The organism is Curtobacterium sp. B18, assembly GCF_000333375.1.
Lineage (GTDB): Bacteria > Actinomycetota > Actinomycetes > Actinomycetales > Microbacteriaceae > Curtobacterium.
Window position 1 is genome coordinate 1 of the sequence record NZ_BACZ01000640.1, and the last position, 13,787, is coordinate 13,787.

Genomic DNA, 13,787 nt, shown 5'->3' on the forward strand with positions numbered 1-13,787 from the left:
TGGGCTGCGCGGCGACGAAGACGCCGTCGGTCAGTTCTTTCCAGCCGATTCTGCCCCCACGGGCTGCGGAGCGGGTCCGGTGTGCCGCGGTACCGCACGTGGACGGTGAACTCCGTGCCGGCGGCGACGGGCTCGGCCGGGGCCACGGTGAGCTTGTGCGTCGCGGTCGTGTGCTTCTTCGCCCGTTTGCCGTCGACGTCCACCCGGTCGACCGTCATGCCGTGCAGGTCGAGGACGATGCGATCGAGGTCCTCGTGCGCACGGCCGGTGATCGTCGCGGTGGCGTCGAGGCGGTTCGTCGCGACGCGGTACTCCAGTCGGAGCTCGTAGTGGTGGGCGCTCCACCGTCGGTCGCCGCTGTGCGGGGTGTACGGGTCGGCGTCTGGGTTCGTCGAGGCGGGCTTCACGGTGCCGTCGAGTCTGCCACGGCGACGTGCTCGGCGGACGACCGCGCCGGCACCCGCGGCGCCGATGTCCACGGAGCGATCGGGTTCCCCGACCAGTGCGTCCCACCGGGCACCTGCTCCCCGCGCATCACGAGCGAGGCCGGCCCCACGGTCGCCCCCGGCCCGATGCCCGCCGCCGGCAGCACCACGCTGTGCGGACCGAGCGTCGCGCCCGGGTCGAGGCGGACCTCGTCGAGCTGCATCACCCGGTCGTGGAACAGGTGCGTCTGCACGACCGTGCCCCGCGCGACGGCCGCACCGGACCCGATCGTCACGAGGTCGGCCTCCGGCAACCAGTACGTCTCGATCCAGGTGCCGCGGCCGATGGTCGCTCCGAGACTGCGGAGCCACGCCGCGAGGGCCGGCGTCCCCGTGGCCTGCTCGGCGAACCACGGACGCGCCACCGTCTCGACGAACGTGTCCTGCACCTCGTTCCGCCACACGAACGACGACCACAGCGGGTGCTCGAGGGCGGCGATCCGGCCGACGAAGGACCACTTCGCGATCGTCGACACCACCGCCGCGACGGCACCGGCGACGATGAGCACCGGCCCGGCGAGCAGCACCGTCCACCCGATGCCCACGGCCGTCCAGAGCGCGAGGAGCGTGCCGACGACCCCGAGCGCGATCCCCGCGGACACCATCGGGGCGACCAGACGCAGGAGTTCCCAGCAGCCGCGCGCGACCTTGAGGGACCGCGGCGGCCGGAACGTGCGCTCCTCGTCGAACTCCGCCGTGGCGCGCCGAAGCCGCACCGGGGGAGAGCCGAGCCACGACGATCCGCGCTTCGCCTTCTTCGGGACGGCGGACAGCACCGCCACCAGCGCCTCACGAGGCACCGACCGACCGGCACCCGTCATCCCACTGTTGCCGAGGAACGCCCGACGCCCCACCTTCGACCGCCCGATCCGCACCCGACCACCACCGAGCTCGTACGTCGCGACCATCGTGTCGTCGGCGAGGAACGCCCCGGACGCGATCTGCGTGAGCGCCGGGATGAGCAGGACCGTCGAGATCTCGGTGTTCCGCCCCACCCGGGCCCCGAGCAGGCGGAGCCACAGCGGGGTCACGAGCGACGCGTACACCGGGAACAGCAGCGTCCGCGCGCCGTCGAGGATCCGTTCGGTCGTCCACACCTGCCACCCGATCCGGGAACGGACCGGGTGGCGACCCTCGTGCAGACCGATGCCGAGCAACCGCACCGCGGCCACCACCAGGCCCGCGTACACGACACCCGCGGCCACGGTCCCGAGCGGCACCCACGCCAGCGCGCGCAGCACGGCGTCCCCGAGCGAGTCCGCGCGACCGACGAGCAGCCACACCAGCGCCACCCCCGCGGCCGCACCGACCACCGGCAACCCGGCCACGGCCAGGGACCCGGCCCCGTACGCCAGCAGCCACCGGCGTCGCGACGGCGGCCGCGCCTCCCGGTCGTGCCGAGCCGACCCGACGCGCTCCGCCGGCGACCCCGCCCACCGTTCCCCGTCCGGCACCCGGTCCGCGACCGCGGACCCCGCCTCGACCTCGGCACCCACCCCGACGTGCGCACCCGGCAGCAGCGTCGTCCGGCTGTGCACCACCGCGTCCGCGTCGATCCGGACCCGGCCCAGCCGGAACACGTCCCCGTCGACCCAGTGCCCGGCCAGGTCCACCTCCGGCTCCACCGACGCACGCTTGCCGATCGTCAGCATGCCGGTGACCGGCGGCAACGCGTGCAGGTCGACGTCCCGACCGATCGACGCACCCAGCGCCCGCGCGTAGTAACTGATCCACGGCGCACCCGCGGTCGACGGGCCGTCCACCGCCTCGGCGATCCGCTCCGCCAACCACACCCGCACGTGCACCTGACCACCCCGGGGATGGTCACCCGGTCGGACCCCCGCGAGCACCAGCCGGACCAGGACGACCGTCACGGCCATCTTCCCCGCCGGCGTCACGAACAGCACCAGCGCCGCGACGAGCACCGGCCACGGCACCACCGGGACGAACGGCAGGGTCGTCGCGTGCAGCACCGCCGCGACCAACGCCGTCCAGGTCAGCACCCGCAGCCCGCGGAGCACCTGCAGCGGCACCCCCAGCAGCGTCATCGCGAACCCCGTCACCGGAGGGACCGGCCGGACGTCACGCGGGACGGAGACCACCGGACCCGAATCGTCCAGCACATCCGCCAGCGCCCCGATCCTCGGGTGGTCGTACACGTCCGCCACCGTCGTCGTCGGGAAGCGCTCACGGATCGCCGACACCAGCTGCGCCGCCGTCAGGGACCCGCCGCCGTGCGCGAAGAAGTCGTCGTCGACGCTCCCCACCGGCACCCCCAGGATCGCCGACCACCGCTCCGCGATCCACGCCACCGTGTCCGGCAGCAGCGCCGCGTCCGACGACCCCGGCAACGGCCACGGGAGCGCAGCCCGGTCCACCTTGCCCGAGGTCCGCGTCGGCAACGAGTCCACCACCGCCAGCAGGGGGACCAGCGCCGCCGGGAGCTCCGCCCGCAACCGCGCGTTCGCCGCCGCCACGTCCACCGGGACACCCGCCGCCGGCGCCACGTACCCGACCAGCACCTGGTTGCCCGCCGGCGTCCGCTGCACCACCGCGGCACCACCGGCCACGTCCGGGAGCGCCTGCAACGCCGCATCGATCTCGCCCAGCTCGATCCGACGACCACCGAGCTTCACCTGGTCGTCCGCACGACCCTGGAACACCAGCCCCTCGGGCTCGTACCGCACCAGGTCACCGCTCCGGTACGCCCGCTCCCACCCGAGCTCCGGGAACGGCGCGTACTTCTCGGCGTCCTTCGCCGGGTCCAGGTACCGCCCCAACCCGACACCGCCGATCACGAGCTCCCCGACCTCGCCGGGCGCGACCCGGGCCCCCGCCGCGTCCACCACCGCCAGGTCCCAGCCGTCGAGCGGCAACCCGATCCGCACCGGCGTGCTCCCGTCCAGCAACGACCCGCACGCCACCACCGTCGCCTCGGTCGGCCCGTACGTGTTCCAGACCTCCCGGTGGCGGCTCGCGATCCGCGCCGCGAGCTCCGGCGGACACGCCTCACCCCCGAAGATCACCAGCCGCACCTGCTCCAGCGCGTCGTCCGGCCACAGCGCCGCGAGCGTCGGCACCGTCGACACCACCGTGATCCCGTGCGCGATCAACCACGGACCGAGGTCCACCCCCGTCCGCACCAGTGACCGGGGCGCCGGCACCAGAGCGGCACCGTGCCCCCACGCCAGCCACATCTCCTCGCAGGACGCGTCGAACGCCACGCTCAGCCCCGCCAGCACCCGGTCGCCCGGACCGATCGGTGCGGCCTGCAGGAACATCCGCGCCTCGGCGTCCACGAACGCCGCAGCACTGCGGTGGGTGACCGCCACGCCCTTCGGCACACCCGTGGACCCGGACGTGAAGATGATCCACGCATCGTCGTCCTCGTGGGGGAGTGCGGCGCTCGCCGCGGGGTCCGTCACGGGCAGTTCGCCGCCGTCGCGGTCGCGCAGGACGCCGCCGGCTCCGATGACGCCCACGACGTCGGCCTCGCCGAACACCAGGGTCGCGCGTTCCTCGGGGTCGTCCGCGTCCACCGGGACGTACGCGGCGCCGGCGGCGAGCACCGCCAGGATCGACACGTACAGGTCGCGTCCACCGGAGGGGATCCGTACGCCGACCCGGTCGCCCCGTCGGACCCCGCGTCGGGCGAGGTCGTCGGCCTGCTCCTGCACCCGCCGGACGAGCGTCGCGTAGTCGAGGGTGCCGGCCGGGTCCTCGAGCGCGGTGGCGTCGGGGTGCTCGGCGGCGGTCGCGGTGAGGACGTCGAGCAACGTCCGTGGTGCCGGTGCACGGTCGCCGCGGGCGAGTTCGTGCTGCGGGTTCCCGGTGGCTGCGGTCATCGAGTCCTCTTCCCGGTCGCGTGCGGGGTCGACCGGCCCGTGATCCTAGGGGGTGGAGGTGTCGCGTCCGGAAACTCCCGGGGCTGCCGTGCCCGGACCGAGCGACGCCGGTGCGTCGGGCATCGCTCGCGCCGGACCGAGCGAGGCCGGTGCGTCGGGCATCGCTCGCGCCGGATCCAGCGACGCGGGTGCGTCGGGCATCGCTCGCGCCGGACCGAGCGACGCTCGCGCCGCGTCGAGCGTCGCGGCGAGCCCGATCGAGTCGTCGAGGGAGTGCAGCGGCGACTCGGTGCGCCCCTCGGCGACGGAGCGCGCCAGCGCCGCGGCCTGCCAGACGAGGCCCTCCCGTCCCCGCAGGCCGCTGGTGTCCGCCCAGTGCACCGCCTCGGCGCCGTGGTGCAGCGCGAACGACGCCGGGAACACAAAGTGGTCCGTGTAGCGCACGGTGGCGGTGCTGCCCGCGATGACCGCGAGTCCCGGCGTCCACGCCGTCATCGTCGTGGTCACGACCGTCTGCGCGCCGCCAGCGGCCGTCGACACGGTGACGGACTGGAGGTCCACCCCGCGTCCCGAGACCGCACCGGTCGTGCGCCGGGTCACCGGGGCGCCGGTGGCGAAGCGTGCGAACCAGTGTCCGTAGACACCGGCGTCGAGGAGGGCGCCGCCGCCGGCGGCCGGGTCGAACATGCGGTCGGCGGGGTCGGGCTCGTGCGGCCAGCCGACGTCGACGGACACGAGGTGGACGTCGCCGAGGACGCCGTCGGCGAGCAGCCTCGCGACGACCGTGGTGCCCGGCAGGTACCGGGTCCACATCGCCTCCATCGCGAACACCCCGGCGCGGCGGGCGGCGTCGGCGAGGGTCCGGGTGTCCGCCTCGGAGGTGGTCATCGGCTTCTCGACGAGGACGTGCTTGCCGGCGGCGATCGCGAGCAGGGCGTGGCCGAGGTGCTGCGGGTGCGGCGATGCGACGTACACGACGTCGACGGCGGGGTCGGCGACGAGCGCCTCGTACGAGCCGTGCACCCCGGGGATGCCGTGGCGGCGGGCGAAGGCGGCGGCGCGCTCGGGGGAGCGGGAGCCCACGGCGACGACGCGCTGGTCGGACGCGGCGTGGAGCGTGGCGGTGAAGTCGTTCGCGATGGTGCCGGGGCCGATCACGCCCCACCGGAGTGTCGGGCCGCCTCGGAGCGGAGCGACGTCAGGTTCCGGGAACACCATCGTCATGCGCCCGACGCTACCCGAGCACGCACGCGCCGCGGCGGCCCCGCCCCGACGCCCGTGCCCCAGCCGCTCCAGACGGAAGGTCGGCGGAACCAGCATCGTGATGGCCCCGCCCCGACCGCCCCCGGAGTGAAGGTCGGCGAAGCCGGCATCGCGAGGCCCCGCCCCGACCGGCCCCGAAGGCAAGGTCGGCGAAGCCGGCATCGCGGGCAGCCGCCTGCGCGGAGCGAAGTCGTCTGCTTCCGCGGAAATGTCACTGTGCCCCCAGGAGGATTCGAACCTCCGCCCCTGCCTCCGGAGGGCAGTGCTCTATCCCCTGAGCTATGGGGGCCCTGGGTGAGATCAACCGTAGCAGGTCCGCACGGCTGCCCGAGACCACGCGTGTCGCGATCGGTCCTTCCCAGAACGCGCGCGATGGAAGGTGGGAACGGGCGTACCCGGTCGAAAAAATGGACCAGGTACGCCCGTTCCCGGCCGGCACGCCCGATCCCGCCGGGGCCCCCGAGGCCGACGCGGACGCGGACGGGGGCAGATGGTCAGCCGGCCGGGGTTGCGGACGCGGTCGGCTGCAGGACGCCCCGCACCGCGTCGACGACGGGCTGCGCACCGCCGGGCTCGGTGAAGAGCGTCGAGGTCGCGGTGATCCAGTACGGGTCGGCGAAGGCGTCCGCACGGCCGACGCCGTCGGTGAGCGAGAAGTACCCCTCGACCCGGTACGTCGGCACGGACCCGCCCCGTTCGTAGAGCGCGTCCTTGAGGTTCGTGAGCGACTTCTCAGGCAGGTCGGCGACGGCGAGCGTGATGGTCGTCGCGGCGTCGTCGGTTGCGCTCCAGTGGCACACGCGCCCCCGCTGCTCGGCGATCCGGGCGGCCGGTGTGCCCTTCTCCGGCGCGAAGTCGTCGTCGAGGGTGAAGGTCTTCCCGTACACGGCGAGGGACTCGGCGGGCAGGAGCTCGGCGCACGTCTGCGCGACCCGCTTGCCGATCGGACCCGCGGTCGCACTCGGCGTGGCGCCGCCCGAGCCGCCGCCGGAGCAGCCGACGAGGACGACGGACGCGGACACGGTGAGGAGGGCGACGCTGATCGCCCGGACGCGGCTGCGGGTGGTCATCCCGACATGATGGTGCATCGACCGGGGAGGACCTGTGCGTCCCGGTAGACTCGACCCTCGTGACTCCTGCCGAACTCTCCGCCGCGTACCTGTCGATCCTGACCGGGATCGTCGAGCGACGAGGCGCGTCCGACACCGTGACCGTCGAGGAGTCGCACGCGGCTCTCGAACGTCCGAAGAACCGCGCGCACGGCGACTGGGCCTCGAACGCGGCGATGCAGCTCGCGAAGCGGCTCGGGACGAACCCGCGCGAGCTGGCGACCGAGATCGCCGGCGAGCTGACCGAGCTCGACGGCGTGGCCTCGGTCGACGTCGCCGGACCGGGGTTCATCAACATCACGCTCGAGGCCGCGGCCGCCGGCGAGATCGCGCGCACCATCGTCGAGGGCGGCGAGTCCTTCGGACACGGCGACCTGTACGACGGCGTCCGCATCAACCTCGAGTTCGTGTCCGCGAACCCGACCGGCCCGATCCACATGGGCGGCGTGCGCTGGGCGGCGGTGGGTGACAGCCTCGCGCGGGTGTTCCAGGCGCAGGGCGGCCTCGTCACCCGTGAGTACTACTTCAACGACCACGGCGCGCAGATCGACCGCTTCGCGCGGTCCCTCGTCGCGAGCGCCCTCGGCGAGCCGACGCCCGAGGACGGCTACGGCGGCGCCTACATCGCCGAGATCGCGGCGCGCGTGATCGCGACGCTCGACCCGTCGGTCGACGTCAAGGACCTGCCGCGCGACGAGGCGCAGGAGCTCTTCCGGCGCGAGGGCGTCGACTTCATGTTCGCGGACATCAAGTCGTCGCTGCACGACTTCGGCGTCGACTTCGACGTGTACTTCCACGAGAACGCCCTGCACGAGTCGAAGGCCGTCGAGCGCGCCATCGACCGACTGCGGGCCTCGGGCGTCATGTACGAGGCCGAGGGTGCCGAGTGGCTCCGCACGACCGACTTCGGCGACGACCGCGACCGTGTGGTCATCAAGTCCGACGGCGAGCCCGCGTACATCGCCGGCGACCTGGCGTACTACCTCGACAAGCGCGAGCGCGGGTTCGAGCGGAACCTCATCATGCTCGGCGCCGACCACCACGGCTACGTCGGCCGGATGATGGCGATGTGCGCGGCGTTCGGGGACGAGCCGGGCAAGAACCTCGAGATCCTCATCGGGCAGATGGTGAACCTGCTCAAGGACGGCGAGCCGATGCGCATGTCGAAGCGCAACGGCACGATCGTCACGATGGAGGACCTCGTCGACGCCGTCGGTGTGGACGCCGGTCGGTACGCCCTCGTGCGGTTCGCCAGTGACACGTCGATCGACATCGACCTCGACCTGCTCACGAAGCGCACGAACGACAATCCGGTCTTCTACGTCCAGTACGCCCACGCCCGCACGCAGTCGGTCGCCCGCAACGCCGCGAACGCCGGGGTGGACCGGTCGGCCTTCGACGCCTCGCTCCTGACGCACGACACCGAGGGGGCCCTGCTCGGCGCCCTGGCGGAGTACCCGCGCGTGGTGCGCCAGGCGGCCGAGCTGCGCGAGCCGCACCGCATCGCGCGCTACATCGAGCAGCTCGCCGGCCTCTACCACCGCTGGTACGACGCCTGCCGGGTCACCCCGCTCGGGGACGAGGCCGTGACCGACCTGCACCGCACGCGCCTGTGGCTGAACGACGCCACCGGCCAGGTCGTCCGCAACGGCCTGGGCCTGCTCGGCGTGACGGCTCCCGAGCGCATGTAGGGTCGCCCCTTCCGAACCACGGATCCGACATCGAACCGGCCTCGCGGCCTGGTTCGATGTCGGATTCGTGGTTCGACGCCGCACCGCACCGCACCGCACCACCGCACCGCACCGCACCGCCGCGCCGGGCCGCGCCTCCAGGCTCGCTGCCGGGGCCACCTGGCAAGGTGGGACGCATGTCCGCCGCCACCGTCACCCCCCGGAAGCGCCGTCGCTGGCCGGTCGTGCTCGTCGTCGTCGTGGTCGTGCTCGCCGCGCTGCTCGTGGTCGCCGAGTTCGTCCTCCGCGGAGTCGTCGACCGCATCATCGCGCAGCAGGTCGAGCAGTCGCTGCCGTCCGGCGCCACCGGCGAGGTCCAGGCGCACGCGACGGGTATCGTCATCCCGCAGCTGCTCGGCGGCCGGCTCGACGAGGTCGAGATCTCCTCCGAGAAGCTCACGATCGACGGCATCCCGCTCGCGGCCGACGTCACGGCGCACGACGTGCCCGTGGACGGCAAGGGTGCCGTCCGCGACGTCGACGGCAACGTCCGCCTGGCGGCGTCGTCGGTGAAGGACCTGGCGAAGTACAGCCCGCTCTTCGACCGGCTCAGCCTGGTCGACGGCGGTGTCGAGCTCTCCGGCACGACCGCGGTGCTCGGTTACGACATCACCTACGCCGCCAAGGGCGACGTCGCCGCCCAGGACGACGGCAAGGGCATCACGATCACCCCGAAGACGGTGCGCATCACGAACTCGTCGCTCGGCCTCAAGGTCGACTCGATCCCGGGGGTCACGAACGTCCCCGTCGAGGTCTGCACGGCCCGGTTCCTGCCGTCGCAGCTCCGCGTGCGGTCGCTCGACGTCACGGCGTCCGAGGCGACCGTGCGCGTCACGGCGGACTCGCTGCCGCTCAACGAGGCGGGGCTGCAGACGGTCGGTTCGTGCGGTTGAGCGCCGTCCGGCGTCACACGGCCAGGAGGCGCGGCTCGGCTCGGTAGGATCGGGTCCCGTGAGCGAGAACCCCCTTGCCCCGCAGCACCTGCGGTTCCCGACGGACCCCTCCGCGCTGACCGCGCGGATCTGGCCCGCCTCCGCGACCCGGACCGACGACGGCGAGCTCGTCGTCGGCGGCGTCACGGCGTCGGACCTCGTCGCGGAGTTCGGCACGCCGCTCTACGTGGTCGACGAGCGCGACGTGCAGTCGCGGGCCGTGCGGGTGCGGAACGCCTTCACCGAGGCGTTCGAGCGCATCGGCACCCGGGCGCACGTCTACTACGCCGGCAAGGCCTTCCTGACGACCCAGGTCGCTGCGTGGATGGTCGCTGCCGACCTGCGCGTCGACGTGTGCACCGGCGGCGAGCTCGCGGTCGCACTGGCCGGGGGAGTCGACCCGGCGCTCCTCGGCTTCCACGGCAACGACAAGTCGGACGCCGAGATCGCCCGCGCGGTCGCGGTCGGCGTCGGCACCATCGTCCTCGACAGCCACGAGGAAGTGCAGCGCGTCGCCCGTGCCGCGGCCGACGCCGGGGTCGTGCAGCGCGTGCGCATCCGGATCAACAGCGGGGTGCACGCGTCGACGCACGAGTACCTCGCGACCGCGCGGGAGGACCAGAAGTTCGGCATCCCGCTGACCGAGGCCGTGACCGCCGCCGAGGCCGTCCGGGCCGAGCCGTCGCTCGTGTTCGTCGGCCTCCACTCGCACATCGGGTCGCAGATCTTCGACGAGTCCGGCTTCCGCGAGGCCGCGCGACGTCTGATGGACGTGCACGCCACGCTCGTCGCGACCGGGCCGGTGCCGGAGCTCAACCTCGGCGGCGGCTGGGGCATCGACTACACCGAGGCTGACTCGGCGTTCGAGCCGGAGGACGTCGCCGACGCGCTCGCGACCATCGTCGCCGAGGCCTGCGCGGAGCGGGACATCCCGGTCCCGGAGATCGCGGTCGAGCCAGGCCGCTACATCGTCGGGCCCGCCGGGATCACGCTCTACCGCGTCGGCACGATCAAGCCGGTGACCCTCGCGGACGACGACCACGCGCCCGCCACCCGGACGTTCGTGTCGGTCGACGGCGGCATGAGCGACAACGCCCGACCGGCCCTCTACGGCGCCGACTACACGGCCCGGCTCGCCCGGACCTCGGACGCCCCCGCGGTCCTCACCCGGGTGGTCGGGAAGCACTGCGAGTCCGGCGACATCGTCGTGAACGACGAGTACCTGCCCGGCGACGTGCACCGCGGGGACCTCCTCGCCGTGGCCGCCACCGGTGCGTACTGCTGGAGCCTGGCGAGCAACTACAACCACGTCGGACGCCCGCCGGTCGTGGCGGTGGCCGACGGCGTACCCCGTATCCTCGTGCGTGGCGAGTCGATCGACGACCTCCTCGCCCGCGACACCGGGGTGGTCCCGGGGGCCTGAGCCCCTTCGGACGACCCGACTCCCCACGAACAGGACCCGCACCAGATGATCGAATACCGCAACGTCCGCGTCGCGCTGCTCGGAGCCGGCTCGGTCGGTTCCCAGGTGGCGCGGCTGCTCCTCGAACACGGCGACGAGCTCGCCTCGCGCGCCGGGGCCGGCCTCGAGCTCGTCGGCATCGCGGTCCGCGACCTCGACGCCCCTCGTGACGTCGACCTGCCGAAGGAGCTCTTCACGACGGACGCTGCGTCGCTCATCCTCGGGGCGGACATCGTCGTCGAGCTGATCGGCGGCATCGAGCCGGCGCGGACCCTCGTGCTCCAGGCGCTGCAGTCCGGCGCCGACGTCGTCACCGGCAACAAGGCGCTCCTGGCGACCCACGGGCCGGAGCTCTTCGCGGTCGCCGAGCAGGTGGGCGCGCAGCTCTACTACGAGGCCGCCGTCGCCGGTGCGATCCCGATCATCCGGCCGCTGCACGACTCCCTCGCCGGGGACCGCATCGAGCGGATCATGGGCATCGTCAACGGCACGACGAACTTCATCCTCGACCTGATGGACCGCGAGGGCGCGACCTTCGAGGACGCCCTCGCGACGGCCACCGAGCTCGGCTACGCCGAGGCCGACCCGACCGCGGACATCGAGGGCTACGACGCCGCGCAGAAGGCCGCGATCCTCGCCTCGCTCGCGTTCCACACCTCGGTCCCGCTCGCCGCCGTGCACCGCGAGGGCATCACCTCGGTGACGATCGAGCAGGTCCGCGCGGCGCGGAAGGCCGGCTACGTCGTGAAGATCCTCGCCACGGCCGAGCGGCTCACCGACGAGCAGGGCACCGAGGGCGTCAGCGCCCGTGTCTACCCGGCGCTCGTGCCCGAGTCGCACCCGCTCGCGAGCGTCCACGGGGCGAAGAACGCCGTGTTCGTCGAGGCCGAGGCCGCCGGCGACCTCATGTTCTACGGCGCCGGTGCCGGCGGCGTCGAGACGGCCTCCGCCGTCCTCGGCGACCTGGTGTCCGCGGCGCGCCGCCACGTCATCGGCGGCCCCGGCATCGCCGAGTCGACCCAGTCGGCGCTGCCGGTGTTCCCGATCGGCACCGTCCGCACCCGCTACCAGATCACGCTGCACGTGACGGACGCACCCGGCGTGCTGTCCACCGTCGCCGGGGTGCTCGCGAAGCACGGCGTCAGCGTCGAGACCGTCGAGCAGACCGTCGCGACCGGGTCCGACGCGACCGCGACCCTCGTCATCGGCACCCACCTGGCGCGCGAGTCCGACCTCGCCGCGACCGTGGTCGCGCTCCGCAACGAGGACGTCGTCGTCGAGGTCACGAGCGTCCTCCGCGTCGTCGGCGCCTGAGCCCCGCCGACCCACGAACCCAAGAACCGACAAGAAGGGGAGCCTCATGGCCCACCAGTGGCAGGGTGTCCTGCGCGAGTACGCCGACCGTCTCGACGTCACCGGGGCGACGCCCGTCGTCACGCTCGGCGAGGGCGGGACCCCGCTCATCCCGGCGCGCCGGCTCTCCGAGCGCACGGGTGCCGAGGTCTACGTCAAGTACGAGGGCATGAACCCGACCGGGTCGTTCAAGGACCGCGGCATGACGATGGCGATCTCGAAGGCCGTCGAGCACGGTGCGAAGGCGGTCATCTGCGCCTCGACCGGCAACACGAGCGCCTCGGCCGCCGCGTACGCCACGCACGCCGGCATCACCGCCGCGGTGCTCGTCCCCGAGGGCAAGATCGCCATGGGCAAGCTCAGCCAGGCCGTCGCCCACGACGCCCAGCTGCTGCAGGTGCAGGGCAACTTCGACGACTGCCTCGACATCGCCCGCGACCTCGCCGCGAACTACCCGGTGCACCTGGTGAACTCGGTCAACAACGACCGCATCGAGGGCCAGAAGACCGCGGCGTTCGAGGTCGTCGACGTCCTCGGCGACGCCCCGGACTTCCACTTCCTGCCGGTCGGCAACGCCGGCAACTACACGGCGTACTCCCGCGGGTACCGCGAGGACGTCGCCGCCGGTCGCGCGTCGAAGCTCCCGCGCATGTTCGGCTTCCAGGCCGCGGGGTCCGCCCCGATCGTCCGCGGCGAGGTCGTCCGCCAGCCGGACACCATCGCCTCGGCGATCCGCATCGGCAACCCGGCGTCGTGGCAGTTCGCCCTCGAGGCCCGTGACGAGACCGACGGCTACTTCGGCGCGATCACCGACGAGGCCATCCTCGCCGCGCACCGCATCCTCTCGGCCGAGGTCGGCGTCTTCGTCGAGCCCGCATCGGCCATCGGCGTCGCCGGGCTCCTGGAGCGTGCCGACGCCGGGGTCGTGCCGAAGGGCGCCAAGGTCGTCATCACGGTGACCGGCCACGGCCTCAAGGACCCGCAGTGGGCCCTCCGCACACCGGACGGTGGCGAGGTCGCCCCGACGAGCGTCCCGGTCGACACCAAGTCGATCGCCGACGTGCTCGGACTGGTCGGCGCCGAGTGAGCCCCGACCGCTCGTCCGGACCGGGGGAGGGCGTGCGCGCCCAGATCGCTGTACCGGCCGGACGGGCGGTCCGCGTCCGGGTCCCGGCGACCTCGGCGAACCTCGGCCCGGGGTTCGACTCCCTCGGTCTCGCGCTCTCGCTCTACGACGAGGTCGTCGTGCGGGTGCGTCCCGGTTCGGGTGCGACCGTCACGGTCGACGGTGTCGGCGCCGGCGAGGTCGCGACCGACGACACGAACCTGGTCGTCCGTGCGCTCCGCCGCGGCCTCGAGCACGCCGGCGTGACGCAGCCCGGACTCGAGCTGCACGCGGTGAACGCGATCCCGCACGGCCGCGGGATGGGTTCGTCGGCTGCGGCGATCGTGGCCGGGCTGATGGCCGCGCGCGGGTTGCTCGACGGCGTCGTCGACCTCGACGCCTCGACCCTGCTCGCGCTCGCGACCGAGATGGAGGGGCACCCCGACAACGTCGCTCCGGCGCTCTTCGGCGGTCTGACGATCGCGTGGATGACCGCCGAGGGG

9 protein-coding genes, 1 tRNA gene and 1 pseudogene are annotated in these 13,787 nt (G+C 73.3%); 6 read left to right on the top strand and 5 right to left on the bottom strand.

Translation table 11 applies throughout. From position 1 onward, the window contains the following. The 5 genes and pseudogenes from I5E_RS25715 to I5E_RS17180 form a co-directional block, all read right to left on the bottom strand. Positions 1-407, bottom strand: a pseudogene (locus I5E_RS25715) (hypothetical protein); the annotation flags it as partial. Further along, positions 404-4,330: a Pls/PosA family non-ribosomal peptide synthetase gene (locus tag I5E_RS17165; protein ID WP_022908073.1), complete on the bottom strand. Its 3,927-nt coding sequence runs from the start codon at positions 4,328-4,330 to the stop codon at positions 404-406. The gene I5E_RS17165 and the pseudogene I5E_RS25715, both read right to left, overlap by 4 nt. A gap of 45 nt (positions 4,331-4,375) precedes the next feature. Then, positions 4,376-5,554, bottom strand: coding sequence for a Gfo/Idh/MocA family protein (locus I5E_RS17170; protein WP_022908074.1), 1,179 nt, complete (start codon positions 5,552-5,554; stop codon positions 4,376-4,378). Positions 5,555-5,810: 256 nt separating this feature from the next. Further along, a tRNA-Arg gene (locus I5E_RS17175) sits at positions 5,811-5,882 on the bottom strand. A gap of 205 nt (positions 5,883-6,087) precedes the next feature. Beyond that, positions 6,088-6,663: a hypothetical protein gene (locus I5E_RS17180; RefSeq protein ID WP_022908075.1), complete on the bottom strand. Its 576-nt coding sequence runs from the start codon at positions 6,661-6,663 to the stop codon at positions 6,088-6,090. Between the two features lie 59 nt (positions 6,664-6,722). Between I5E_RS17180 and argS the strand changes: the two genes are divergently transcribed. From argS to I5E_RS17210, 6 genes are all read left to right on the top strand, one after another. Then, positions 6,723-8,393 (top strand): arginine--tRNA ligase, encoded by a 1,671-nt coding sequence (gene argS, locus I5E_RS17185; RefSeq protein WP_022908076.1) that lies wholly within the window; start codon positions 6,723-6,725, stop codon positions 8,391-8,393. Between the two features lie 176 nt (positions 8,394-8,569). Beyond that, positions 8,570-9,325, top strand: a complete 756-nt coding sequence (locus tag I5E_RS22950) for an LmeA family phospholipid-binding protein (protein ID WP_022908077.1) — start codon at positions 8,570-8,572, stop codon at positions 9,323-9,325. 58 nt (positions 9,326-9,383) lie between these two features. After that, positions 9,384-10,787 (top strand): diaminopimelate decarboxylase, encoded by a 1,404-nt coding sequence (gene lysA, locus I5E_RS17195; protein WP_022908078.1) that lies wholly within the window; start codon positions 9,384-9,386, stop codon positions 10,785-10,787. Positions 10,788-10,832: 45 nt separating this feature from the next. Next, a complete protein-coding gene (locus I5E_RS17200; protein WP_022908079.1) occupies positions 10,833-12,140 on the top strand; it encodes a homoserine dehydrogenase in 1,308 nt (435 codons plus the stop codon). A gap of 46 nt (positions 12,141-12,186) precedes the next feature. Next, a complete protein-coding gene (gene thrC, locus I5E_RS17205; protein ID WP_022908080.1) occupies positions 12,187-13,266 on the top strand; it encodes a threonine synthase in 1,080 nt (359 codons plus the stop codon). A gap of 32 nt (positions 13,267-13,298) precedes the next feature. Further along, on the top strand, positions 13,299-13,787 hold a 489-nt coding region (locus I5E_RS17210), incomplete at its 3' end, for a homoserine kinase (protein ID WP_261974983.1).